This is a genomic window from Exiguobacterium qingdaonense (genome assembly GCF_018617855.1).
In the GTDB taxonomy this organism is placed as follows: Bacteria; Bacillota; Bacilli; order Exiguobacteriales; family Exiguobacteriaceae; genus Exiguobacterium; species Exiguobacterium qingdaonense.
The window spans coordinates 46499-73004 of the sequence record NZ_JACSKY010000008.1 but is presented as its reverse complement, the minus strand read 5'-3'; the positions used below and the strand labels follow the sequence as shown (position 1 = coordinate 73004).

Sequence of the window (26506 nt, the reverse complement as noted above, 5' to 3'; positions counted from 1 at the left end):
TCTGTCACGTTTGACTGAGAGGTTGTTCGTTTAGTATCCGGTCGAGGGCTTGCCATGGCATGAGCGCACAATTGTGTCGCGCTCGTAACGCATGGACACCTTGGAGGGCAGAGATCTCATCATCTTGAAAGGCATCATCTATATGACCTGTTCGAATCATCGTCTCCATCGATTGACGCAATTCTTTTACTGTATCGATTGATTGATTCTGTAAAAGTTTTGTCATCATCGAGGCAGACGCCATACTGATGATACACCCTTCCCCTAAAAACGAGATTTGGCTGATTTGGTTGTCTTTGATTTCGAGGTAGAGGGTCATCACGTCCCCGCATGTGGGGTTTTTGTAATGGACGGATTGAATCGACTCACCGGACAACTCTTCGAAGTGACGGCGATGTTGGAAGTGCTCAAGCAACACTTGGCGATAAAATTGATCGAGCATCATAGACAGTCCTCCCTTTTTTGAAGTGTTCATATACGAACGTGACAATTATCACACCGAATAGTAACAATTACGATTTATATGATGAGTGTATCGAATCGAGTCATTTCCGTCAATGAATCACACGTTGCGGAATTTTTTTCGAAACGGTATCGTTAAGTGAAGAAGAGAAAGGGTGATTCTTGATGGAAACGATGAACGGGACGGCCCGCATCCGTGGTGCCTATTCGACACTGAGTAAGAAGGAGCAGCGCATTGCCGACTATATGTTAAAACAGCCGGAAAAAATCATTCACCATACGATCAATCAAGTGGCGGATGATCTTGACGTCGCAGAATCGACCGTGTTTCGCTTTTGTCAACGCGTCGGTTTCAAAGGTTATCAGGCGCTTAAAATAGCACTCGCCTCGGATGTCGTCGCACCGCTTCAAGACATCCATGAAGACATCACGGAGACGGATACGACTCTTGAAATCGCGGAGAAAATTTTTTCGACGAACGGGAAGACGATCGAGTCGACTCGTCAAATTTTAGAGGCGTCTTCTCTTGAGAAGGCGATTGAATTGTTCCTCGGGGCACGTCGTATCGAATTTTTTGGGAGCGGTGGTTCGGCCGTTGTCGCATTGGATGCATATCATAAATTCATCCGGAGTGGTCTGCAGGTGAGCGCGGTCCTCGAGTCACATATGCAACTTATGTCGGCTTCACAACTGACGAAGGAAGATGTCGCTGTCGTCATCTCACATTCCGGCGCCTCGAAGGAGACGCTCGATATCGCAAAGCTCCTAAAAGAGAAGGGTGTCCCGATGATCGCGATCACAAACTATGCGAAGTCGCCTCTTTCAAAACTTGCGGACGTCTCGCTCTACACGGTCTCTCAAGAGACGGCGTTCCGTTCGGAGGCACTTTCGTCCCGCATCGCTGAACTGAGTCTCGTCGACGCTTTGTTCACGACTGTGATGATGCGTCGTGGTGAAGCGGCACGCACCTCGCTTCAACAGATGCGTGAAGCGATTTCGCTACGTCGAATTTGAGTGAAAAAGGGTTAGTTTCTATAAAAAGGTGGAAATTATAAACTCTGAGAGCAACGCGAGGCTTAGAGAGAGAAGGTGGACCGATGAACCATATTGATTTTTTATCTTCCGACCATTACAACGAGTTCAAACGGTTGGCGCAGCGGCTCACGGATCCTGGAAGTACTAGTAGAGAATATTTTGCCGCACTATACGTGATTTCGGGACATGCTCATGTCCGTGAACAATTACTTCCATATATGGACCTTGCGGCAGGAAAGATTCGAACGTCGACCATCATCGATGATAATACGTTTGATCAACAAGAATTTGTTCTCGCCAAGCTCGTCATCCACTTGTATAACCATAAAGAATGGGTCCTACCGACCGAACTGATCGCCTTGCCGGAAGAGGACTATAAACTAGCGATGCAGGCAATCACGCTTTGTCGTAACGAACAATTTGACGGGGTCACGATTCCGACCGAATGATGGCACCTTGCTTATAAGAGCAGGGTGTTTTTATGTGGACGGGTGTGATGATCGATTCCAATCAGGTATAAAAATATGTGGAAAGGGAACAGCTAACTGTGTTGACTCATTTGAAGGAGGGATTCTATATGAAAGCTCTATTCTTGAACTGTACGTTAAAAGGTGGCGACACGACGTCGCATACGGAAGGATTGATTCGTGATATCTTGCCACACTTCGATTCACTTGGGGTCGAATCCGAAATCGTTCGAATTGTCGATTACAATGTCGCGTTCGGAGTGACGGAAGACGAGGGAGACGGGGACGAATGGCCACAGATTTTTGAAAAGGTGAAAGAGTCAGACATTGTCGTCATCGGTACACCGCTTTGGCTCGGTGAGAAGAGCAGTGTCGCGACGCAAGTGATTGAACGGTTATACGGGGGGAGCGGGCTGACGAACGAGTTAGGTCAGGCGATCTACTATAACAAGGTCGGCGGGGGCGTCGTCACGGGAAATGAGGACGGGGCGAAACATGCGTGTGCCGGTATTCTCTATGCATTGTCACATATCGGCTTCACCGTGCCACCGAACGTTGACACGTATTGGGTCGGGGAAGCGGGACCAGGCGACTCCTATATCGACGCAGGGCGTGACAACGAGTTCACGAAGTCACACGGGGAGACGATGGCGTATAACCTCGTGCACTTCGCGCGAATGTTGAAATCGAACCCGATTCCGGCAGAGGGAAATACGATGGAATGAAGTAAGGCCTCGGCACACGCCGAGGCCTAATTATTACTCATTCTTCTCCACCGCATGCCCCCCGAACTCGTTCCGTAATGCCGCGACGACCTTTCCCGAGAACGTGTCGTCTTGAAGCGAACGTTGCCGCATCATGAGCGAGAGAGCGATGACCGGTGTCGGGACGTCATACTCGAGTGCCGTCTCGACTGTCCATTTACCTTCACCCGACGCATGCATGCCCCCGCGAATCTCATCGAGCCGTTCATCTTTTGAAAAGGCGCTCTCCGTCAGTTCCATGAGCCACGAGCGGATGACCGAGCCGTGATTCCAGACACGGGCAACGTCCTCATACGCATAGTCGAACGGACTCTTCTCGAGTACTTCAAATCCTTCGGCGATCGCCTGCATCATACCGTACTCGATCCCGTTATGAACCATCTTCAGGAAATGACCGCTCCCGCTCGGCCCGGCATACAGGTAGCCGTGGTCGGTCGAGACGTCCTGAAACAGTTGCTCGATCTTCCCGAACGCCTCCAAGTCCCCGCCAATCATCGTGCAGGCCCCGTTCCTCGCACCTTCCATCCCGCCACTCGTCCCGACATCAAAGAAGTAGATGAGTTTTTCTGTGAACTACTCACCACTTATTTGCTTCGCAAATTGAAGGGGGAGCTTCTTGGGAAGACCGTGCTCTTACCAGCCACAGTTGTTTACCAAGCTCGTCGGGCAGTCCCTGCCCTGAATGGTTTGTCAGTCGGCCAACATCAATAGGTTGATGCTTGCGTTGATGTCATGGTCATGATGCGCACCACAGGCACATGTCCATTCACGGATATCCATCGCCTTCTTCTGACCTTTCTCGCCACAAGAAGAACAGATCTGCGTCGATGCGTACCAGGGGTCTGCCTTGATGAGCGTCCGTCCGTAGAAGTTTGATTTGTATTCGAGTTGCCGGACGAACTCGTACCAACTGACATCCCCGATGGACTTGGCGAGCTTATGGTTTTGCATCATATGCTTCGACTTCAATGTCTCCACGACGATGACTTGGTTCTCGTCAACGATCCGTCTCGGCGAGGAACGGGAACAGGGGCTTATAGGAGGCGGGTGTCGCCGGTTTCCGTCTCGGTCCGCTTCCCGCTTTCGCCTCCTCGCGGATGACGATGCGGTCCTCGAGCAGCTTGTTGTAGATGAACCGGGCGCAGCCGATCGTCTTGATGAGGAACTCGGCCTGTGCCGGCGTCGGGTGGAGCCTGTATTTATAGCCTTTCAGCATGTCCGTCCCTCCTCCCTCCAGAAGATCGTGATGTATCCTCCTCGTCCGATACCCGTGGAAGGGGAGGGAGAATCTGACGGAATCACGAACTTTTGTTCGTCATATCTGTCACAGGGGGAAAGACGTTTGGACCGGGCGATTCATCTCCCACCTACGCTGGGCTTCGCCCCGAGACGCTTAGAGGAGGGAGAATTCTCACCTGATTTAGTTAAAGTGGTCTGCACGACGCATCGACTCCTTGTAGTTCGAGTTGCCTCCGTCGATGACGATATCACCAGGTGAAAGACGGTCATGCAGTTCGTCTAGCACGTGCTCGGTCACCTCTCCTGCCGGCACCATCACCCAGACGACTCGAGGTGCTTTCAGTGCATCGATGACCTCCTCAAGAGAATCCTTCGTCTGAAACTGACTCGTCGTGACATTCCCTGGATCATAGCCATAGACGCGATGCCCGTTGTCCGTCAAGTTGAGCGCCAGATTCAGTCCCATCTTACCCAGTCCGATCATTCCGATTTCCATTCGTTCCACCCCGTTTGTAAGATTTGTTGTCCTAATAGGGTTACCCGAAATACGGTTCGCTCAAAAGGACAGGCTTGGCGAGATGTAGAATGATAGTAAGGAGAGTACAAATGAAAGGAGGGTGGCGATGTTCGAAAGAGTATTTCGACTGGCGGTGGATGTCAGGCATCGATTCAAAGATCATCACGTTAATGACTATAGTGCGACGTTAGCTTTTTTTTGGTTTTTAGCCATCTTTCCGACGTTCTTTGTCTTATTCGCCGTGATGGCATGGTTTCAAATTGATGATGCGCTCCTCATCGAACAAATTGAAACATTAATCCCGGGGTCGAGTGTCCGTGAGTTACTGTCAATCGTCTACGATGTGAGTGGGAACTTGAACGGTGGCTTGTTATCAGTCAGTGCAATCATCGCATTTTGGTCGGCCTCGAACGGAACGGCCCGACTCGTCAAATTGACCGTATTCGCGTATGGGGAGACGGAGGCACGTGGCTACATCTTCCGCCGTTTGATTGGATTGCTCGTGATTTTAGCGGGAAGCATCGGGGCGGTCATCCTCATCGTCTTTCATCTATTCGGCCAAGAGTTTGTTGAGCTCATCTATGCCATTTATCCTGAAGTCGAGGAATTTGATCGCTTGTCGACGGTGACGCGCTACACAATCTCGACGCTCATTCTGATTGTGGCCTTCTCACTCTTTTATAAAATTGCACCGCAGCAGCGCGTGCGCTTCGTCGAAACGCTTCCCGGAGCCGTGTTTGCGGTCATCTCGTGGCAAGTGCTGTCGACTGGTTACAGTATTTACGTCGAAAGTTTCTCGATTCTCGGTGATACGTATGGCACGATCGGGGCGGTCATTTTACTTCAGATTTGGCTTTATTTGACGGCGGCGACGATGTTGATTGGTGCCGAGATCAATGCGGCGTGGCCCCATCACATGGCTCGACAACAGAAGCAGACACATTTTCCGTAATAAAAAAGAAGATATCGTGATTATTCTTTGTGAACACCCTTTAAAACAACCCCTTGAACGGGAATAAATTAGTACTATTTCATGGAGGAAGGTGTGGCCACATGGCGAAACATCGTAAACCATCAAAGTGGAAAATCGTACTAGGGGTTATAGCAGGCGTCATGGCCTTGGTGCTCATCACGGGCGGTGCGTTCGTTTGGTCGATGGTGCAAGAAGTCGATGACACCGTCGCACGAGTGAATGACAACTTAAAGATTAGCAAAGAACGTAAACAAGTTGAGACGATTGAACGAAAAGAATCGGTTTCCATTCTATTGTTAGGAATCGATCGGCGAGGTACCGAGCAAGGAAGGAGCGACTCGATCATCGTTCTGACACTCAATCCAGAGCTTGATGAGGGGGCGATGCTCTCAATCCCTCGGGACACGAAGACTGAAATCGTCGGAAAAGGGACACGTGATAAAATCAATCATGCATATGCGTTTGGTGGAGCTGAAATGGCGATGGACACCGTCGAACGTTTTTTAGATATCCCGATTGATTATGTGATTGAGACGGACATGGAAGCGTTCAGCGATGTTGTGGATGCACTCGGAGGAATTACGGTCATGAACAAGTTCGCCTTCGCGACGGAAGATTACGTGTTCCCGGTCGGGGAAGTGACACTAGATGGAGAAGCGGCGCTCGATTATACGCGAATGCGTTATAACGACCCGAATGGTGACTTCGGACGTCAAGAACGTCAACGCGATGTCGTCGCAGCCATCATCGAAAAGGGACGGACGGACTTCTCTCTCGATAAAGTCACGGCATTACTTGACGTCGTCGGAGATCAGGCAAAGACGAATATCGAGCTCAATGAGTTCGTCTCCTTGTCAACGGATTATATGAATGCGTTTCGTAACGCAAGCGTCTTACGACTCGAAGGGGCAGGGGGTTTAGAAGGTGACGGGATTTATTATTGGAGTCCGGAAGCGTCTTCGCTGAGCGGTGTCCAAGAAGAGTTGAAACGTTTGATGGAATGAACTGTCTGACTGGGTCGGACAGTTTTTTTGTTTTAAATCGAACGGAAAGTGGGAGAAATAAAGAGATGCCAAGGAGGGATGAACGATGAAATGGGAAGTGATTGAAGAAGTGGTTCAAGAGCTCGGTGACACTTCACGACAAAAGTGGGAGCGATTGTTTGAGAAATGGTCGAACCATCACTGGCACGACCATGAGCGTCCTTCAGAAAAAACAAGCGTCTTACTAATGGATGCAGGATTTATTCTGACAGACGGACGAGCCAACCTTGAAGCACTCCATCAGCTATTAGCGGACCGCGTCCAAAAGACGGTGAGCGACCTTTACCTCGTCTCACTGTTTCCGTATAAAACAAGACAAAGTGACACGGCAATTGACTCACGTGTCCAATTGTTCGAAGACTTAGGTCGTTTCGCGGATGAGTTCGACTTAATGTATGAGATGATGCCCGAAGCATGGAGTGACCAGCAATTTGACCTTGTTGCCGAGACAGATGCTCTCATTGAGCGACTGGCGTACGGGGCAACAAAGATTCGGATTCATGTTGAAGCGTTTCGCGGGATGGAACCGGAACGAATCAAAAAAATCCTCAAGCTGTGGAGGACGGTCATGCATGCGTATAAACCGAATGCGCAGCTCATCGTCGCCAACGAACACGTCCACTCTTCTCTTCTGTACGAAAAAGAGGCAGATGTCGTTTGTCATTTCGACTTATCTAGCCATGTGATTTTGGCATTCGCGCAGTCTGATGTGACACGGTTGGCAGATTGGGCGCGACAGGTGCATCCGTTGCCCGAGGATGTGACGTATTTTAACTTCCTGTCTTCAGCGGAACGTGATCCGTTCGAGAAGAACTTGATGGACGCTAGTCCCGACGTCATCCTCGCGGCTCACAGCGTACTCTTCTCAATTCAAGGTGTTCCTGCAATCGATTATCGGACGTTGTTCGGGGTCTCTCAACCGCTTGAAAAGGAAGAACTCGTCCAAACATTGAAACGTGATTCAGACCGGCTTCGCGTCTATGAAGGAATTTTGAGTCAACTGAATGTCAAACGGCTTCATTCGGCTTTTTCGCCTTATGCGAGTCAGGAAATTGTGAATGTTGATCGACGTATCTTCGCTGTCAAACGTCACCACAACAACGAAACGCTTCTTTTATTGACGAATATGAGTGGAGAGACCGTAGAAACGGATTGTGAAGGGACGAATCTATTCACGGAAGAACAGATGAAAAACGTGACGATTCGTCCGTATGAATACGTCTGGCTAAAACATTAACGTAACGAGGAGTGAACCCTCATGATTGATGTACATTGTCATTTGTTGCCCGAGGTAGATGATGGACCACGCACGATGGAAGCGTCGCTTCAACTCGCCAGACGCGCAGTGGAAGAAGGGGTGACATCGATTGTCGTGACGCCACACGCGTATCATCCGTACTTTGAGACACAGCAACATGACATCACACAAGAAGTCGCGCATCTACAACAACGTTTGGATGACGAACAGATTCCCTTGACTTTGTATGTCGGGCAAGAGATTCGAATCTTTGGGGAGTTGATTGATGCGCTCGAGTCAGGCGAGGCACATTCGCTTGCCGGGTCACGCTATGTTCTCATCGAGTTACCGAGTCAAGGTCTGCCGGCATATACAGAAACATTGTTCTTTCAACTTCAAACGGCCGGATACGTTCCGGTCATTGCGCATCCTGAACGAAATCGGGAGTTTGCGCTTCACCCCGAAAAGCTCCATCATCTCGTGACGTCAGGTGCATTGTCGCAGGTGACGACAAGCAGTCTGACCGGACAGTTCGGAAGACAGGTGAGGGAACTGGCTCTCTCGTTTATCAGCAACGGGTTGAGTCAGATCATCTCATCGGACGCCCATAACGTGGAACATCGTGACTTCAATTGGCGAGCGGCACGACAGGAGGTCATCAACGAATTAGGGGAAGAGATGTGGCAGCAACATCTTCGTTTCACGGAGCAGATCTTAGCCAATGAACCGGTTGCGACGAACCTACCACGTTTACCTGAGAAAAACTGGCGAGGGCGATGGAAGTGGTAACGAAATGCAGGGACAGTGACGATTCATGAATGAAAAGGATGAAATTTGACGGTCGATTCGATGCGTCGGATTTCGTCTTTTTCTTTTGGGAGCGGGGAAACTGTAAAATTGTCATTTTCAAGAACGACATTGGCTGTCGAATGAAATATGCTATGCTTTTGGTGGAAAACTGCCAAAGGTGGAATGGACCATGACGGAACGACAGCGTAAACTCTTGGATTTGCTAAAACATAAGGAGTGGATGTCCACGAAGGATATCGCTTGGTCACTCAAGTGTTCGGAGCGGACGATTCGAAACGAACTTCGGCTCCTCGAGCAGTTACCGGACATTAAAATCGAGACGATTCGTGGGAAAGGTGTTCGGTTGATTGAGAACTGTCATCTGGATATCCCGGAGACAGAAAATCGGGACTCTCGCATCAAACATGAGCTTGTTCAACTTTTGTTTGAAGAATTGAAATCGATTCAAGCCGTTGAACGAGCATTTTTTATAAGCGAAGCGACTGCAAAACAAGATATGGACGAAGTGGAACGATTGCTCGCTAGAAACGGGCTGATACTCAATCGTCGCACCTTTCATGTAGAGGGTGAAGAGCTTGTGAAACGGGAACTGCTGACCCAACAACTCGTTCATGCACGGTTCAATTGGGCTCACAGTCAAGATGTTCAACTCATTGAAGCGTTCTTGCTCCAATGGGAACATCGTGTCGGGAAACAATATGCCGATTCGGCGGCGGAATTACTTCAAACGAGGTTACTCGTCACATTGAAGCGTATCAGGCGACGTACGTATGTCAATCTCGCACCGATTGGTCGTGAAATGGCACAAACGACGAACGGTTATCCATTGCTATGTGAACTCGTGGAGGACCTCGAGCAGTCACTTGGGATATCCATTCCAGCTATCGAACGTATTTACATGATGCTCGCCTTTGCCGGTGCGCAAGAGTTTATTCCGTCAGAAGATCAAGTGACGACTGAACTCGCACGGACAACGAATCGATTCGCCCTCGCCGTTACGGGTACAATTTATGGCGGAGTACTGCAACGCGAGCTATTTCAATCACTCTTAGCACATGTTCGTCCGATGGTGTATAGACAATTGATTCGAACAGATGTCAAAAATCCGCTCCTCGATCAGATCAAGCGACGTTTCACGGCGACATATGCTGCCGTGTTACGTCATGCATCGATATTGGAGAAAGAGCTTGGCTTACAAGTCTCTGAAGACGAGATTGGATTTTTGACCCTCCATTTTCAAACAATGCTTGAAGAACGACGCCGTCTTGAGAAGAAAAAAATATTGCTCGTCTGTACATATGGAATGGGGACGAGTAAGCTGATTGCGGCACGGCTCAAAAATCACTTCCACGATACAATTGAGATTGTCGGTTTTTCTTCGTCACGTGATATCGAGAATCAAATTGCGATCCATACTCCTGACTTCATTTTATCAACGGTTGGCTTGAAGCAAGACCTTGTTCCGGTACACGTCGTCTCCGCCGTTCTAACTGAGCAAGACGTCGCGCAATTGAGAGAGGTTTTTGGACTCGGTAACGTCTCACATGCAACAATCGCCTCCCTGATCGAACACCTCGTTTTCGTTGATACGGTGGTTTCACGAGGACATGCACTCAGTCTATTGATAGAAAAAGCCGGTATCGACCCAACCTATGCGGAGACCGTATATGCGAGGGAACGAACCGGCCCGACTTCAATTGGACAGAGTGTAGCTATTCCGCACGGCGACCCTGAACAGGCAACGTCGAACAAAATCGACGTTCTCGTTTCAAAAGAGCCGATTGAGTGGGGGGAAGAGAAGGTTCAGCTCGTGTTTCTCTTGCAGTTCCGGGACTCGGACTCGACATTTTCGAGTCATCTGTTTGAAGAAATTGCAGCGCTTACAGAAAATCCGGCCCTCGTAAGAAAACTGATTGAGACGAAGGATCAAGCGGCATTCCGTAATCTGTTATTGCCGTAGGCAACGGCAAAACATCATCTGAAACCCCTTTCATATTCGAGTAAAGTATAAATGTAGCCAGTACAAATCAAACATTTATACGGAAGGGGAATGCGAGTATGAAGATTGTAGCCATCACAGCTTGTCCGGTAGGCATCGCACATACGTACATGGCGGCCGAAAAGCTGTCAAAGACGGGTATCGAGCTTGGGCATGATGTAAAAGTTGAAACACACGGGTCGATTGGAATTGAAAATGGATTGACCGAACAAGAAATCAAGGAGGCGGACGGTGTCATCATCGCCGCTGACAAGACGGTCGACCTCGAGCGTTTTGCAGGGAAACGTGTCGTCGTCGTCCCGGTCGCTGATGCAATTAAACAACCGGCCGAACTGATCGAGCGAGTCAAGACAGCACCAATTCAAAAAGCAACGACTCGGACACAAGATGCAAAGAAAGGGAAAGATGGGAACATCGTTTATCGCGCGCTCATGAACGGTGTTAGTCACATGATTCCATTCGTTGTCGTCGGGGGTCTGTTGATTGCTCTTGCTCTTGCCATCGGGGGAGAACCAACTGCAAACGGACTTGCGATTCCAGAGGGCTCGATTTGGCAGAAGGTGTTAGACGTGGGGGCGGCATCCTTCATGTTCATGGTCCCTATTCTAGCTGGTTATATCGCTTATGCGATCGCAGATCGTCCAGCCCTCGCGCCAGGTATCGTCGGTGGATATATCGCGGCGAATGGTAGTTTTTATGGTTCAGAGGCAGGGGCCGGTTTCTTAGGTGGAATTTTGGCAGGTTTTGCAGCCGGCTATCTCGTTCGTTGGATTAAAACGTGGAAAGTCCCACAAATGATTCAACCTATCATGCCGATTCTTGTCATCCCGATTGTTAGCATGACTGCAATCGCGGCCCTCTTTATTTTCGTCGTCGGGGCACCGATTGCTGGATTGATGGAAGGTCTTACGACAATGCTCCAAGGCATGGAAGGGTCGAGTAAAATTGTTCTTGGTCTGTTGCTCGGAGCGATGATTGCGTTTGATATGGGTGGTCCGGTCAACAAAGTCGCTTTCTTATTCGGGGCATCGATGATTGCTGAAGGACAAACGGGTATCATGGGCGCAATTGCGGTCGCGATTTGTATTCCACCGCTTGGCATGGGGATTGCGACATTCATTCGGAAAAAACTATTTGTCAAAGAAGAACAAGAAGCCGGTAAAGCGGCTTTCATGATGGGACTTGTCGGCATCACGGAAGGGGCCATCCCATTTGCGGCCGGTGACCCGCTGCGTGTCATCCCGGCAAATATGATTGGTGCAATGGTAGGGGCGGCAATCGCCATAACGGTTGGAGTGACGAACAACGTTCCTCACGGTGGACCGGTCGTTGCTGTACTCGGTGCTGTTGACAACGTCATCATGTTCTTCATTTCTGTCATCATTGGATCGCTCATCACGGCGTTCATGACGATTTTCTTAAAAGAACGGGCACAGAATAAAGTCAAACAATCGGAATCACTCAAACAAGTCGGGTAAGGAGAGATACAGATGAAACTGATGGATTACATGGACGAGGCATTGATTGAATTGGATTTGGCGGCAACATCACGTGAAGAAGCGTTCGAGATTTTGACGAAAAAATTAGACGACGCTGGGTACTTGAATGACCGTGCTGCATTCGTTACGGCACTTGAAGCGCGGGAAGCACTCAGTTCGACCGGGATCGGTTTTGAAGTCGCGATTCCTCATGGAAAGACGGATGCGGTCAACCGCCCGGTCATCGCCTTCGCAAAAGCACCGAAAGGGATTGAATGGGATAGTCTTGACGGAGAGCCGGCGAAATTGATTTTTATGATCGGTGTACCGGAAGCGGCAGAAGGAGATGAGCATCTTCGGATCCTCGCCTTGTTGAGTAGACGTCTCATTGATGATGAGTTCCGAAATCGATTAAAGGAAGCGACAACGGTTGAGCAAGTTGTCATGCAACTTGAAACGGTGTATGCATAATGGATAGGACGCTCATGACGAGCGTCCTATTGGCATGCGATCAACTAAACGACGACATGAGGAGGATTCCAAATGACAATTTTAACATGCACACCAGTCTTTCAAGAACGACTCTGGGGAGGACGTAAGCTCGAGACGACGTTCGAGTATGACCTGCCGCAAGGAAACATCGGCGAATGTTGGGGCATCTCGGCCCATCCGAACGGGATGAGCGTGATTGAGTCTGGTGAATTTGCAGGACAGACACTCGCTGATTTATGGAAGGAGCGCCGAGAGTTGTTCGGAGATTATACACTCGACAGTTTCCCGCTTCTCATCAAACTGCTCGACGCGGCGGACGACCTTTCTGTTCAGGTCCATCCGAACGATGAGGAAGCGATGCGCCTAGAAGGAGAGCCATACGGGAAGACGGAGTGCTGGTATGTCGTCGAGGCAGAAAAAGGTGCAGAGTTGATTCTCGGCCACACGGCGGAGACGAAAGAACAGTTGGCCAAAGCGATTGCGCGAGGTGAGTGGGACACGTTGTTACGCCGTCAACCGGTGCAGGCAGGTGACTTCATTTTCGTGCCGAGTGGAACGATTCATGCGATCGGGAAAGGAATCGTCATTCTCGAGACGCAACAGTCTTCGGACACGACGTATCGGGTATATGACTTTGACCGGACGGACGACGAAGGGAATACCCGGGAGCTCCATCTCGATCAGGCGATTGAAGTGACGACAGTACCGGATGCGCCTGCGATCGTCCATCCGACGACGAAAGACGTGACGGGCGGGACAGTTCAGACATTGATTGAAACGGACGAGTTCAACGTCTATCGGATGGAAGTCACAGATGGGTTCGTGCTCGAACCACTAGATCGCTTCCGGCTCGTCAGTGTATTAAACGGAGAAGGTACATTGGATGGTGTCTTACTCAAAAAAGGCGACCATCTCCTCGTGACGGTGAGTGATCAACCTCTCGTTGTGACGGGAAAGATGGAGTTTATTGTAAGCGATTGCAATCTAAAATGAATATAAATCACGTTGAAAGGGGAGCTAGCCATGTTTGGAGCGATTGAATTAGGAGGAACAAAAATCGTCTGCGGCATCGGGACAGAGACGGGGGACATCATCCGCCACGCATCCATCCCGACGACGGACCCGAAAGAGACGATGGCACGCGTGTTCGAGTTCTTTGAAGGAGAGATGATCGAGGCGCTCGGTGTCGGCACGTTCGGTCCCGTCGACTTGAACCGAAATAGTGACACGTATGGGCACATCACGACGACACCGAAAGTGAAATGGGCAAATTACCCGTTATATGACACGTTAAAAACACATTTTGGTGTACCCGTTATTTTAGACACCGATGTAAACGGGGCGGCGCTCGGGGAGATGACGTTTGGTGGGGCGACGGACGTTTCGAGTTGCCTCTATATGACGGTCGGGACCGGGATTGGAGCAGGTGCTGTCATCGATGGGAAGCTCGTCCACGGAATGGGACATCCGGAGATGGGGCACATGATGGTTCGTCGTCACCCGGATGACGCATCGAACGGCGTCTGCCCGTATCACGGAGACTGTCTTGAAGGGTTGGCATCAGGTCCTGCCATCGAAGCGAGACATGGCAAGAAGGCGCACTTGCTTGAGCTGAGCGACCCGGCATGGGACATCGAGGCGGACTATTTGGCACAGGCGCTCGTCAACATCGCCCTCATTCTCGCGCCACAGCGGATGATTCTCGGTGGCGGTGTCATGAAACAGTCGCAGCTTTTCCCGAAAGTACGCGATGCGTTTCGACAGAAGATGAACGGCTACATTCAAAATCCGTATGTGGATGAGTTAGAGACGTATATCGTGCCACCAACTCTCGGTGACTTGGCCGGATTAAAAGGGGCGCTCGCCCTCGCGATCAAAAAAGGGGATGTCGTACATGCCGGGCGTTGATGTGTCGGTTCGTGAGTTAGAGGATTACCGCTCGAGCGTCACGATGCCGGACGACTTTGATTCATTTTGGGAACGAGAACTCGAGACACTTCGGGAGATTCCGATGCAGGTTGAACGGTATCCGCTCGCTGCTTACGTAAGGAACGTCGAGATGGAGCACATCCGTTATTTGTCGCATGGGGCAATCGTACACAAAGCGACGTTCATCAAACCGAGAACGATCGACCGCTCGCTTCCAGTCGTCATCCTCTATCACGGTTACAACTGGAATACCCACGAACCTCATATCGCCATGAAGTACATCGTACAGGGCATGGCGGTGCTGCTCGTCGAAACACGTGACCAGGGGGTGGACCCGGAACAGTCCTTGCTCATGCCTTTAGGTGGGGCCGCCGGATGGATGACGCGAGGCATCTTCAAGAAGGAGACGTACTATTATACATACGTCATGTTGGACGCGGTCCGTGCGCTCGACGTCGCCCTCATGCTGTCGGGCGCGAAGACGGCGATTGTTGAAGGAGGAAGTCAAGGCGGGGGCATCGCGCTCGGGGTCAGCGCCCTCCACCCGAAAGTGAAAGCCGCGTTGATCGACATCCCGTTCCTGTGTGATATCCCGAGAGGAGTCGAGCTCGCGACGGACGGTCCGTATTTAGAAATCTCGCATCACTTTAAAGTACATGACCCTCTTCACGAGTCAGAAGCGAGATTGTACGACACGCTTCGTTATGTCGACGGAATCAATTTTGCGAGACGCATCACCTGTCCCGTCATGGTTGGGGTCGGTCTCTTGGATGAGGTGTGCCCACCTTCGACAGCCTATGCGTTGTTCCATGAACTGTCCGGTGAGAAAGCGTTCCGTGTCTATCCCGAATATGGACACGGTCTCTCGAGTCGCCATGAAGAAGAAAAACTGAAATTCATCGCCCCGTTATTGTGAGGACTCCGTCATTTTGACGGAGCCTTTTTCATTCTCTTCAAACCGATCAGGCGATTAGATGAAACTGAAGGAATCGATACAGGTTAGGAAAAGGTAAGCTGAAAAGCGCATGACACCAAATAAAGAAAATTATTTTCATTTTAATTATAGTATTGCAAAAAGATTTCTTAAGCGATATGATGGATTTGTGAAAACGCTTTCTATTTTATCTCGGGGAGGAAATGAAAGATGAAAAAACGTACGAAACAACTCGCGGCGAGCGCTTCGATCGCTGCCTTGTCAGTCGGCTTGATGGCTTGTAGCAATGAAGAATCTGATAGTGGCTCTGCATCGAGTGACGGCGAACTGTCCGGTAAGGTGACGATGTGGACAGCCTCGCTCGCGGGTGAACCGTTTGACTCTTATTTCGATGAGATTGAAAAAGAGTTTGAAGAAATGCACCCAGACGTCGATGTCGTCATTGAAGACGTGCCACAAAATGAGATGGAGCAAAAAGTACTGACGTCTCTGACGGGGAGCGATGTCCCGGACGTCGTCAACTTGAACCCGCACTACATGTCGAACATCGCGGCACAAGGTGGATTGCTCGAACTCGATGACATGCTATCAGAAGAGGCGAAAACAGCTTACGTGGAAGGTCCATACAAGTCTGGCATGTTCGATGACAAACTATACGCACTTCCTTGGTATTTGACGACGACCGTCTCATGGTACAACGGTGACCACTTCGAACAGGCGGGCATCAAAGAAGTCCCGACGTCGACGGAAGGCATTTACGAAGCATCAAAAATGTTGACGGACAAGACGGGGAAACCGGCATTCTATCCGGTCATCAATGACGGGAACGCGATCATGGAGAAAATGGTCTCAATCGCCGGTGGACCAATCGTAGAGGATGGAAAAGCGACGTTCGCTGACAACGAAGACATCATTAATTATTTCGAGACGATGCAAAAGATGTATGACGAAGGGTTGATCCCGCAAGAAGCGGCAGAAGGATCAATCAAAACAGGTCAAGAACTATATATGGCAGGCAATACCTCACTACTCGAAGGCGGCGTGACCTTCCTCGGACCAGTCGAGAGCGGCGCACCAGACATCTATGAAGCCTCAAAAGCAGGACAACCGCTCGAAGCGTCGGACGCACCGGTCAATGTCGCGGTCATGAACTTCGCCGTGCCGGCGAAGACAAAGAATAAAGAAGCAGCGGTCGCGTTTGCGGAGTTTGTCACGAATGCCGACAATCAACTCGAGTTCGCGAAGACGGCAGGAACGGTCCTCCCTTCTACGACGGCGTCACTCGAGGACGACTACTTCACGAATCCTGGCGACTCACCGAAAGCACTCGGGATGATGGAAGCTTCAAAATCACTCGAACGTGCAGAAGTGCTCGTTCCACCGACAGAGAACAGCGCAGAATTACGTGAGGCGACGAAAAACATCTTCGTTCAAAACTTACAAGGAAAAATGTCAGGTAAAGAAGCAGTAGAAGCACTTGCGAAAGCTTGGGATGACGCGTTTGAGAAATCTGGAGAGAGCGTGACATTCTAAACGTTGAGAGCTGAATCAAAAGGAGACCCCTCTTTTGATTCAGCTCGTTTTATTGGAAGGAGACCTAAAGATGAATAAAGAGAATATAGCACTCCCTGTATCGACCACGAAAACGAAGGTCGTCAGACGGAAGAAGAAAAACCTCCTCACGCCTTGGCTGTTCCTACTCCCCTCTATCCTTGTCCTCGGCACGTTCCTTGTCGTTCCGATTGTCGAGGCGTTCCATTGGAGTTTGTTGGACTATAAAATCATTGCGGGAACCGGAGAGTTCGTTGGACTCGCCAACTTCAAAGAGATTTTTACGGATCGGACATTTTGGCTCGCTTTATGGAATACGATTTTGTTTTTAATCATCGTCCTTCCATTGAATATCTTTTTGCCAATGATTTTAGCAGTTCTCGTCAACCAGGCCATAAAAGGCGTCTCGACGTTCCGTATTTTGTATTACTTGCCGGTCGTCACGCCGATGGTCGTCGCCGCGCTCATGTGGAAGATGCTTTATTCACAGAGTGGACCGGTCTCGTCAATCTTCGTATCGCTCGGTCTGTTTGACAATCCGACAAACTTGCTCGTTCAAAGCTCGACCGCTCTTGTCGCAGTATCCGCGATCACCGTATGGAAAGGCTTGGGCTACTACATGATCATCTATTTGGCAGGACTTCAATCAATTTCTAAAGACGTCTATGAGTCTGCCGAAATCGACGGGGCGAACGCCTTTCAAAAATTCTGGCGCATTACGGTGCCGATGCTCACGCCATCCGTCACGCTCGTTTCCGTCATGACCATCATCGCCGGGATGAAAGTGTTCGAAGAAATCGCATTGACAACAGGTGGTGGTCCGGCAGGCGCGACGACGACACTCGTCATGTACATCTTCAACAAATTTATGGCATTGGACGTCAGTATCGCATCCGCCGCTGGTGTCGTCCTGCTCCTTCTCGCGATCGGTGCATCTTTGCTTCAGATGAAGTTGACGAGTTCACGAGAAGAAGATTTACGAGCGTAAAGGAGAGGTGAAGATGAAACGTAAACAAACGACACAAAAAATCATGTTGTATCTATTGATGATTTTCATTTCGGTCATCACGGTCGGACCGTTCTTGATCACGTTGTTCATGGCACTCAAGTCGCCAGGGGAAAGCATTTACGGAACGATTTACCCGACCGATCCGACACTCGCAAACTTTACGGATTCTTTTGCGAAGGCGAATTTTGGGCTCTACTTTTTAAATACGTTCATCGTGACGGCGATTGCCATCCCGTTAAACTTGCTCTTTTGTAGTTTGGCGGCATATCCGCTCGCCCGGATGGACTTTCGGGGCAGAGGTGTCGTTCTCTCGCTCATTATCGCGACGATGATGGTCCCATTCCAGCTATACATGGCACCACTCTTCCAACTCGCGGGAGAACTGGGTCTACGCAATTCCTACATCGGCCTCGTCGTGATGCAGGTGGCGACCGCGTTTGGGATTTACTTGATGCGACAAGCGTACTTACGCATCCCGAAAGAGCTTGAGGAATCAGCATATTTGGACGGGGCGAACCGTTTCCAAGTGTGGTATCGAGTCGCGTTGCCACTCGTGAAACCGACACTCGTCACGTTGGCAATCTTTACGTTCATGGGGACATGGGGCGATTATTTATGGCCACTCCTCAACTCGACGGAGAGTAGCATGTACACGCTCTCGATTGGATTGGCACAACTGTCCCAAAACTTTGATGGTTCGAACTTGAAGCTGATTAGCGCGGCGTCGGTTTTGACGACAATCCCGACATTGATCCTATTTATGGCGCTCCAAAAATACTTTATCTCCGGTGCGACAGATGGTGCCGTGAAAGGGTAAGAGAGAAAGGACGCGGAAGAGATGATTCATTACGCAGGGCATACGATAAAACGAGTACGAGAAGTCGATTGTGTTGTCGTCGGCGGCGGAACGGCTGGCGTGACGGCGGCCTATACGGCAGCAAGTGAGGGAATCGACACACTTCTTATTGAAAAAACGATCGCACTCGGGGGGACGCAGACGAATGCGCTCGTCTCTCCGATGATGCCGACCCATGTCCATCCGCGAGGTGTCAATCGAGCGATTTTAGATCGTTTGGAAGAGCGGGGCGTCAAGACGGACGATGGGACGACGAACTGCCGCTGGTTCAACGTCGAGACGCTCACTTCGGTGTTGGACGATCTGTTAAAACAGGTCGGATGTCAGGTGTTATACGACGCGGTTGTCATCGACGTATTGAAAGAGGAAGGTACGATCACACATGTCATTGTCCACACATGTGCCGGTCTCGTTGCGATTCGGACGAAGACGGTCATCGATGCTTCGGCGGATGCCGTCGTCGCACGTGTCTCGGACATCCCGACATCGTCTGGCGACGAGAACGGACATAATCAACAGATGACGTTCCGCTTTGAAATGGGCGGTGTCGACATCGACCGTGTCAGACGATACGTGCTCGGACTCGGTGAAACGTTCTGTCAAATCGAGGACCCAGACTTCTTCGAAATCGTCATGGTCCCAGGGAAAGGGCATGTGCTCGAACCGTTGTTCCGAGACGGGTTGGCAACAGGTGAACTCACGACTGACGACTTGAAATATTTCCAAGCGTTCACGCAACCGGGCAAACCAGGTGTCCTCTCCTTTAATTGTCCCCATATCCCGGGACTGACGGACACGACCGACCCGTTCGCCCGCTCTGAAGCGGTGCGCATCGGTCGACAGATGATGCAGCGTCTCAGCCGGTTCTTAATTCGTCACTTACCAGGGTTCGAGTCCGCTTTCTTATTGAAAGAAGCGACACAGCTTGGGATTCGTGAATCGTATCGGATTCAAGGGAAGTATGTGTTATCTGAGATAGACTATGCGGACCGGGCCCGTTTCCATGACGGAATCGCCAAAGGAGACTGGTATGTCGATGTGCATCGCGTCAAAGGAGACGAGGCGTTACCGAAGAAATATACAGCCGGTGAATATTATGAAATCCCGTACCGTGCTCTGATTGTGAACGAAGTGCCGAACGTCATCTTCGCCGGACGACACATTTCGAGTACGTTTTTGATGCAAGCATCGCTTCGGATTCAGCCGACGCTACGGGACGTCGGGGAGGCGACGGGATTGGCCGTCGCACTCGCTTTAGAAACGAACACGTCGCTGAATGAACTCGACGGCGGTTTGGTTCGGGAACGACTGGAGGTCATCCAATGAAACAAGTACATGTCCTGAATCATACGCATTGGGATAGGGAATGGTATGAATCGTTCGAATCGTTCCGTTTCAAATTGACGGAAGGGTTACGCTACGTCGTCGATCGACTGCAGGCCGGTCAATTTGAGAATTTCTTTTTGGATGGGCAGACGATTGTGCTCGATGACTATCGTGACGTGGTGAGTGAAGAAGAATATGAGCAGCTCGTCGAATGGATCCGAGCGGGCAAGATTGAAGTCGGACCGTGGTATTTACTCGCCGATGAGTTTTTAGTGGCGGGTGAAGCGCTCATTCAAAACTTGAAGATTGGGACGAAGATGGCGCGCGACCTAGGATCGAAACATGATATCGGATACTTGCCGGACACGTTCGGACATATCGGACAGATGCCACAGATTCTAGACCAGTTCGGAATCGGTCACGCCATCCTTTGGCGTGGTGCCGTATCAGACTCGTTCGAGAATACATGGATCGCGCCGAACGGGTCAGGTGTCAAGACGTTCGTCCTTCCCTTATTTGAAGGTTATTATCAGACGTTCTTGAAGCATGAGGCGTTCAAAGAAGAGATAATGGACTATGTGAAACGTAACGAACCTTACGTACAGAGTGGTCATTATTTGGTCATGAACGGGGCCGATCACACGTTCACGGCACCAGACCTGAAAAAACGTCTCGATGCGATCGACCTGCCGACCCGTCAATCGCTCATGTCTGACTATTTGGATGCGGTAGCGACACATCGCCCGACCGCGACGATTCGCGGTGAACAACGGGACCCGTCGAAAATTTTCATTCTCCCAGGTGTTCTCTCGACACGGACCTACTTGAAGCGTGACAATCAGCTCGTCGAAGATGAAGCACTCAACACGCTCGGATTCTTGAACGCTTTCCTCGGGACAGAGACAAGAAATGATGCGTTCCGAGAGTATGTATGGAAATTGATTTTACAAAACCAGCCGCACGATAGCATCTGTGGATGTAGCATCGATGCCGTCCACGAGGAGATGGAGACGCGTTCGGCACGTGCACTCGCTGCCATGAAACAGTTCGAACAGACGCAGCTCGATAAGCATTATCCGGCACCGTATTTTGGTGAAAGATATAACAATCAGCTTGTGGTGATCTCAACCGTTCCGATCAAACGGACGCTTCCAATCGAAACAACGATTCGAATCCCGAAACGACTCGACCTCGGGCACATCAATCTCAGCATGAACGGGAAACCGATCGAAATTGACGTATTGCGCCGAGAAGAGAAGGAAGTATTTTTACGTCACATTTTGGCGGAGCCCCACTATGACGAGTATGTCGAGTATGACGTCGTCTTTTCAATCCCGGTCGAAGGGGCGGGAGCCTACGTGTGCGAGATTGAGCGAGTCGAAGAAACAGTCACACCACCCGTTCCAGCAGAGGGCGTCATCGAGAATGCGTTCTATAAAATCGAGACGAGCGAACATGGATTGACAATCACAGACGTAGGCAGCGGGGTGCGATATCCAGGACAGCACGTCTTCTACTCAAGTCTAGATGCGGGCGATACGTATAACTATTCACCGCCATTTGAAGACCGTTTGTCGAAGGCGACGCTTCTTCATACTACGACGGAGCGTGGTCAAGCTCACGAAACGATGCGCCTCGACTATACGTTGAGGGTCCCGACTTCCCTTGATGCTTCGCGACAAAGAGGGAGCGAGGATACGGTGACTGTCCAGATTACGACCACGGTCACTCTTTACGCACACGACCCGCTCATCCGTTTCAAGACGACGGTGGACAACAAGGCGCAAGACCATAAGCTCCGTGTCGCCTTTGACGTCGGGACGTGTGAGGTCACGACGGCGGATACGGCGTTTGATTGGAACGAACGGGAGACGATGCGAGACAAACAATTTGACGCAGAGAAAAATGAAGAATGTGTCATGGCACAAGCACCGACATATTCGTTCGTTCAGGCAAATGCGCACACGCTTGTCCATCGCGGTCTACAAGAATACGAAGTGAGCACATATGACGACCGAGACGTCGTCGAACTGACGATGCTCCGGGCGGTCGGTTGGTTGTCTCGTCGAGATTTACGGACGCGAGGAAACGGTGCGGGGCCCGGGTTTGAAGTGCCGGGTGCACAATGCCTGCGAACGGATACGTTCGAATACGGCCTCTTGTTGAACCGGGAAGCGGAGACGGCAACGCATGTTTCAAGCTTCCGTCGCCGTCCAATCATTCATCAAACGCGTGCAGCGACACCGCGGCATTGGTTCACGATGACAGGTGGGGTATTCTCGAGTGTGACAGGGATTGAACCGAACGTCAGCGAGATCCGTCTATTCAATCCGACGGAGGAACGTGTTTCAGTTACCATGACGTTCGAACAACAGGTAACATTAGAGAGAGTAACGTTAACAGGAGACGTCATCGAACAAGTAGGCGAAACGTTCACGGTCGGACCAAAAGACATCGTGACGATCCGGGTGACGAGCGAAGAGATATAGACTTTAACGAAGAAGGTGACAAAGATGAGAAAATTCGTAGCGCTCGACATTGGCGGGTCGTTTATCAAGTACGGTGTGTTGACGGAAGATGCGATTTTTATCGAAAAGCATGAAAGCATGACCGAAGCCAATCAGGGCGGGGCTCATATTTTAGAGAAAGTGACGGGGTTCATCCGTGATTTGCAGACACGACACGACGTGCAAGGGATCTGCATCTCGACGGCAGGTCAAGTCGATTCGAAAGAAGGGGTCGTCGTCTATGCCTCGAAGTTAATCCCAGAATATACAGGAACTCGTTTAAAAGAAACGTTAGAGGCGACGTTTGGTTTGCCGGTCGAGGTCGAGAACGATGTGAACTGCGCAGGGCTAGCCGAATCATGGATTGGGAGCGGCAAGGGAGCCAAGAGCTTATTCTGTCTGACAATCGGGACAGGGATCGGCGGTAGTTACATTCTCGACAACAAACTCCATACAGGGCATAGCTTCAGCGGAGGCGAAATCGGTTATATCCCAATCGAAGGATATGCGTTCGAAGAATTGGCATCGACTCGTGTCCTGATCGAGCGTGTCGAGGCGAGAACGGAACAGTCTGGACTGAATGGGAAAGACGTGTTCGAGATGGCACATGCAGGGAACGCAATCGCCATCGAAGAAATTGACCGCCTCGTTTACTATTTGTCTAAAGGAATTGCTACGGTGACGTATATGATGAACCCTGAGAAAATCATCATCGGTGGCGGGATCACGGCACAAAAAGAGTATTTGTACCCTCGCATCATGAAGCAACTCGCTGCCGACATCATTCCGGCCATTTTGGAGAAGACGACGATCGAGATTGCCCGAAACTTGAACAACGCCGGCATGATCGGGGCGCTTCGTCACTTCTTGCTACAGGAATCGATGCGTCCACTCCGGAGCATCACGACAATCATCGAATCAAACCATCATCGCTTCACGAAGCGCGAGCAGCTCGTCGCCGATTTCATCATCCAAAACCTCGAAGCGGTGCCGAACAAGACGATCACCGAGATGTCTCGCCAAATTAACGTGTCAGAAGCGACGATCACCCGTTTTTGTCAGAAACTTGAGTTCGGGTCGTATAACAAGCTGCGCTTACTTGCTAAAGAAGCGACTGTCAGCAATCGCTACTACGGTCCTTCGAATATCGATGGACTTGATGAAATCAATGAAGCGTACTTCATGATGATGAAGAAGTCCGAGTCACTGTACGATCAAAAGGCGATGCTTCGACTGAAAGAAGTGCTCGGGTCGACGAATCAGGTCGTCTTATACGCGACGGATGAATGGTCACCACTTTTACCTGCGATCAAAATGAAGTTGTTAGAGTTCGGTGTGATGACGGACATGTTCTCAGGAGCGCAAGCGATTCAACTATCGAAACGGGCGATTCGTCCAGAGACGCTCGTCATCGGGCTAAGTCGCGACGGTTATAGTGAAGAAGTCATCGACGGGTTGACGAATGCGAAACGAATCGGTGCCGTCACCGTCGGACTGTCGACCCAGAGTGACTCACCACTCTTTTCCGTGTCAGACGTTCGATTGACTGTCGCTTCAACGGAAAACGCGGATGTCACGTCGATTCGTGAAGTGGCCCTATTTTATCTATTAGATGTCATCACGCACACCGTTCGGACGGAAGAGCCGAGTGGTGAGACGGTTTGAGGTGGGACGATGAAGATTGTATATGTACCGATCGATGAACGCCCATGCAACGTCGACGTGGTGAAGCGGATTGTCGGGGTGACCGACGAAGTCGAGCTGCTCACGCCACCCGAACAATTGTATGGATATAAAAAACAAGCTGCCGACAAAATGGGGATGCGAGAGTGGGTACGCCGCGTCAAAGATTGCGACGCTCTCGTCCTTAGCGCGGACATGCTGTGCTATGGTGGGTTGTTGCCTTCACGGTTGCATCATATGACGGAAGGAGACGGTGACGTTTTTATCGAGTGGATGCGGACGCTCCGAAAGGAGACGAAGGCACCGATTTATGTCGCGACGATGATCATGCGCACACCGAAGTATAGCTCGGATGATGAAGAACCTGACTATTACGGTCGATTCGGAGCCGACATCTATCGCCGTTCCTGGTTACACGATAGAGAAGGACGGGACGGGTTGATTGAAGAAGAACGAGATGAACTCGCATATTTGAACGAATTGATTCCGACAGAATACGTAATCGATTATGAGACGAGACGTGCATTCAATCGGTCGATTAACGAAGCGATGATTCAGCTCGTCGAGGAAGGTGTCATCGAGCGCCTGTTCATTCCACAGGATGACAGTGCTGAGTATGGCTACACATCGATTGACCAGACAAACGTGTTACGACAAATTCAAGAAAGACGCGTGCTGACGAACGTTCACATGTATCCGGGAGCAGATGAAGTGGGAGCCACCATGGTTGCCCGAGCCTTTTTAGACCAGCAAGGGACACGACTTCGCGTATATCCGATTTGGAGTAGTGCGCTCGGCCCCACCTTGATTCCGATGTATGAAGATCGTCCGTTCGTGGAAAGCATGTATGCCCACCTTGACGCAGTCGGATTACAACTCGTGGAAACGATGGAAGACGCCGACCTCGTTCTCGCCTACAACGTCCCGGGGCGAACGATGCAGGAATCGTGGGATCAGCACAAGCGCGACGTGACGTATACGAGTTTTCGTCACATGCGTCAGTTCGTCACGAAGATGGGGGACGCGCTCGCACAAGGGAAACGAGTCATCGTCGCTGACAGTGCCTATGCCAATGGTGGCGATCAAGAGCTGATCATGTGGATGGATGACTGCAACCTTCTCGAAAAGTTAGACTCTTACAAAGGCTGGAATACGAACGGGAACACGCTCGGGACGACGCTTGCGCAAGGTGTGTTTGCAAAAGTCGGAGACCGGGAGCGGATTCGTGCGAACGTTCTCTATCATTTGCTTGATGATTTTGTCTATCAGGCGAAGGTTCGCATGGCGATGACGGATGCGGTGTTACCAGAGTATGGGGCCAACTATTTTGATTTAAATGACCAGGCAGAAGCCATTTCGCGAGAGCGTGACTCCTTGATGACGGAGGTCGGGCGACACGTGATTCGTCACGCATTCAAAGAAGCATGGACATTCCACACATCTGCACCTTGGAATCGCATGTTTGAATGTCGATTAGAGTTTGGAGGAACAACCCGATGATTGAACAATTGAGAAACCAGTTGATTGTGTCCTGTCAGGCACTCCCGGATGAACCGCTCCACGGCTCCGCCATTATGGCTCGCATGGCCATCGCTGCAAAAGAAGGTGGGGCGAGTGGGATTCGTGCGAACGGCATCGAAGATATTCAAGCGATTCGATCTGTCGTTGATTTACCCGTCATCGGAATCATCAAACGCGAGTACGAAGGCTCCGATGTATATATCACACCGACGATGGATGAGGTCGATGCGCTCGTATCGGCAGGCGTCGATTTGATTGCGCTCGATGCGACACATCGAGAGCGTCCGGACGGGTCGACGATTGCCACGTTGTTTCCGCTGTTAAAAGAGAAGTATCCGAATCAACGCTTCATGGCCGATTGTGCCAGACTCGAAGATGCGGTTCGCGCTGAACGACTAGGTTTCGATGTCGTCGCACCGACGCTCTACGGGTATACGGCAGAGACGGCGGGCAAGAAAGTGTATGAAGGTGACTTTCAGTTCTTGAGGGAGATGGTGCAAATCGTATCGATTCCGGTCATTGCGGAAGGGAATGTGATCACACCAGAGCATGCACGAAGAGTGCTTGAAATCGGGGCGTATGCGGTCGTCGTCGGTGGCGCCATCACAAGACCCCAACAGATTGCGAAGCGATTTGTCGAGGGGATTCACAACCTGTCACCGAGGTAACGGAAG

Annotated in this window: 24 protein-coding genes and 2 pseudogenes; 21 read left to right on the top strand and 5 right to left on the bottom strand. The window is 50.5% G+C overall.

Annotated elements, in window-relative coordinates:
• Positions 1-4: 4 nt before the first annotated feature.
• Positions 5-445 (bottom strand): Fe-S cluster assembly sulfur transfer protein SufU, encoded by a 441-nt coding sequence (gene sufU / locus KNP00_RS10065; RefSeq protein WP_338082272.1) that lies wholly within the window; start codon positions 443-445, stop codon positions 5-7.
• 182 nt (positions 446-627) lie between these two features.
• Here sufU and KNP00_RS10060 point away from each other — a divergent pair, with 182 nt between their 5' ends.
• The 3 genes from KNP00_RS10060 to KNP00_RS10050 all read left to right on the top strand — a co-directional run bounded on the left by KNP00_RS10060 (position 628) and on the right by KNP00_RS10050 (position 2689).
• Positions 628-1476 (top strand): MurR/RpiR family transcriptional regulator, encoded by an 849-nt coding sequence (locus KNP00_RS10060; RefSeq protein WP_215144776.1) that lies wholly within the window; start codon positions 628-630, stop codon positions 1474-1476.
• An 83-nt stretch (positions 1477-1559) separates the two neighbouring features.
• On the top strand, positions 1560-1946 hold the full coding sequence (locus tag KNP00_RS10055; protein WP_215144774.1) for a hypothetical protein: 387 nt from the start codon (positions 1560-1562) through the stop codon (positions 1944-1946).
• A 128-nt stretch (positions 1947-2074) separates the two neighbouring features.
• A complete protein-coding gene (locus KNP00_RS10050; RefSeq protein ID WP_215144772.1) occupies positions 2075-2689 on the top strand; it encodes a flavodoxin family protein in 615 nt (204 codons plus the stop codon).
• Between the two features lie 33 nt (positions 2690-2722).
• Here KNP00_RS10050 and gnd read toward each other — a convergent pair.
• The 4 genes and pseudogenes from gnd to KNP00_RS10035 all read right to left on the bottom strand — a co-directional run.
• Positions 2723-3295 (bottom strand): annotated as a pseudogene (gnd, locus tag KNP00_RS10045) (phosphogluconate dehydrogenase (NAD(+)-dependent, decarboxylating)); the annotation flags it as partial.
• 123 nt (positions 3296-3418) lie between these two features.
• Positions 3419-3706 carry an RNA-guided endonuclease TnpB family protein gene (locus KNP00_RS14380; protein WP_420828319.1) on the bottom strand — a complete coding sequence of 96 codons (288 nt, stop codon included), beginning with the start codon at positions 3704-3706 and terminating at the stop codon, positions 3419-3421.
• Positions 3707-3725: 19 nt separating this feature from the next.
• Positions 3726-3944, bottom strand: coding sequence for a helix-turn-helix domain-containing protein (locus KNP00_RS14375; RefSeq protein ID WP_420828318.1), 219 nt, complete (start codon positions 3942-3944; stop codon positions 3726-3728).
• A 219-nt stretch (positions 3945-4163) separates the two neighbouring features.
• A pseudogene (locus KNP00_RS10035) lies at positions 4164-4463 on the bottom strand (NAD(P)-binding domain-containing protein); the annotation flags it as partial.
• A 127-nt stretch (positions 4464-4590) separates the two neighbouring features.
• Between KNP00_RS10035 and KNP00_RS10030 the strand changes: the two are divergent.
• The 18 genes from KNP00_RS10030 (at position 4591) to KNP00_RS09950 (ending at position 26500) form a co-directional block, all read left to right on the top strand.
• A complete protein-coding gene (locus KNP00_RS10030) occupies positions 4591-5436 on the top strand; it encodes a YihY/virulence factor BrkB family protein (RefSeq protein ID WP_215144771.1) in 846 nt (281 codons plus the stop codon).
• Positions 5437-5537: 101 nt separating this feature from the next.
• Positions 5538-6461 carry an LCP family glycopolymer transferase gene (locus KNP00_RS10025; protein WP_215144769.1) on the top strand — a complete coding sequence of 308 codons (924 nt, stop codon included), beginning with the start codon at positions 5538-5540 and terminating at the stop codon, positions 6459-6461.
• Positions 6462-6546: 85 nt separating this feature from the next.
• The gene (locus KNP00_RS10020; RefSeq protein WP_215144767.1) at positions 6547-7737 is read left to right on the top strand and encodes an alpha-amylase family glycosyl hydrolase; all 1191 of its coding nucleotides are present in this window, start codon (positions 6547-6549) and stop codon (positions 7735-7737) included.
• A gap of 21 nt (positions 7738-7758) precedes the next feature.
• Positions 7759-8526, top strand: a complete 768-nt coding sequence (locus KNP00_RS10015) for a tyrosine-protein phosphatase (RefSeq protein WP_215144765.1) — start codon at positions 7759-7761, stop codon at positions 8524-8526.
• A gap of 190 nt (positions 8527-8716) precedes the next feature.
• Positions 8717-10507, top strand: a complete 1791-nt coding sequence (locus KNP00_RS10010; protein ID WP_215144763.1) for a BglG family transcription antiterminator — start codon at positions 8717-8719, stop codon at positions 10505-10507.
• A 98-nt stretch (positions 10508-10605) separates the two neighbouring features.
• Entirely contained in the window at positions 10606-12024 is a 1419-nt protein-coding gene (locus KNP00_RS10005; protein WP_240542825.1) for a PTS fructose transporter subunit IIC, read from the top strand.
• A 12-nt stretch (positions 12025-12036) separates the two neighbouring features.
• Positions 12037-12495, top strand: coding sequence for a PTS sugar transporter subunit IIA (locus tag KNP00_RS14240; protein ID WP_240542824.1), 459 nt, complete (start codon positions 12037-12039; stop codon positions 12493-12495).
• A 72-nt stretch (positions 12496-12567) separates the two neighbouring features.
• Positions 12568-13509 carry a mannose-6-phosphate isomerase, class I gene (manA, locus tag KNP00_RS10000; protein ID WP_215144761.1) on the top strand — a complete coding sequence of 314 codons (942 nt, stop codon included), beginning with the start codon at positions 12568-12570 and terminating at the stop codon, positions 13507-13509.
• Between the two features lie 30 nt (positions 13510-13539).
• Positions 13540-14424, top strand: coding sequence for an ROK family protein (locus KNP00_RS09995; protein WP_215144759.1), 885 nt, complete (start codon positions 13540-13542; stop codon positions 14422-14424).
• On the top strand, positions 14411-15361 hold the full coding sequence (locus KNP00_RS09990; protein WP_215144758.1) for an acetylxylan esterase: 951 nt from the start codon (positions 14411-14413) through the stop codon (positions 15359-15361). Before KNP00_RS09995 ends, KNP00_RS09990 begins: the two co-directional genes overlap by 14 nt.
• Before the next feature lie 228 nt (positions 15362-15589).
• Positions 15590-16912 (top strand): ABC transporter substrate-binding protein, encoded by a 1323-nt coding sequence (locus KNP00_RS09985; protein ID WP_215144756.1) that lies wholly within the window; start codon positions 15590-15592, stop codon positions 16910-16912.
• Between the two features lie 70 nt (positions 16913-16982).
• Positions 16983-17918, top strand: a complete 936-nt coding sequence (locus KNP00_RS09980; RefSeq protein WP_215144753.1) for a carbohydrate ABC transporter permease — start codon at positions 16983-16985, stop codon at positions 17916-17918.
• Between the two features lie 13 nt (positions 17919-17931).
• Positions 17932-18756 carry a carbohydrate ABC transporter permease gene (locus tag KNP00_RS09975; RefSeq protein ID WP_215144751.1) on the top strand — a complete coding sequence of 275 codons (825 nt, stop codon included), beginning with the start codon at positions 17932-17934 and terminating at the stop codon, positions 18754-18756.
• Between the two features lie 21 nt (positions 18757-18777).
• Positions 18778-20121 carry an FAD-dependent oxidoreductase gene (locus tag KNP00_RS09970; RefSeq protein WP_215144749.1) on the top strand — a complete coding sequence of 448 codons (1344 nt, stop codon included), beginning with the start codon at positions 18778-18780 and terminating at the stop codon, positions 20119-20121.
• Positions 20118-22610 (top strand): glycoside hydrolase family 38 N-terminal domain-containing protein, encoded by a 2493-nt coding sequence (locus KNP00_RS09965; RefSeq protein ID WP_215144747.1) that lies wholly within the window; start codon positions 20118-20120, stop codon positions 22608-22610. The genes KNP00_RS09970 and KNP00_RS09965 overlap by 4 nt, the downstream gene beginning before the upstream one ends.
• 24 nt (positions 22611-22634) lie before the next feature.
• Entirely contained in the window at positions 22635-24293 is a 1659-nt protein-coding gene (locus KNP00_RS09960) for an ROK family protein (protein ID WP_215144745.1), read from the top strand.
• A 9-nt stretch (positions 24294-24302) separates the two neighbouring features.
• Complete coding sequence (locus KNP00_RS09955; RefSeq protein ID WP_215144743.1) at positions 24303-25811, top strand: DUF4127 family protein; 1509 nt, start codon at positions 24303-24305, stop codon at positions 25809-25811.
• The gene (locus KNP00_RS09950; RefSeq protein WP_215144741.1) at positions 25808-26500 is read left to right on the top strand and encodes an N-acetylmannosamine-6-phosphate 2-epimerase; all 693 of its coding nucleotides are present in this window, start codon (positions 25808-25810) and stop codon (positions 26498-26500) included. The genes KNP00_RS09955 and KNP00_RS09950 overlap by 4 nt, the downstream gene beginning before the upstream one ends.
• Positions 26501-26506: the final 6 nt, after the last annotated feature.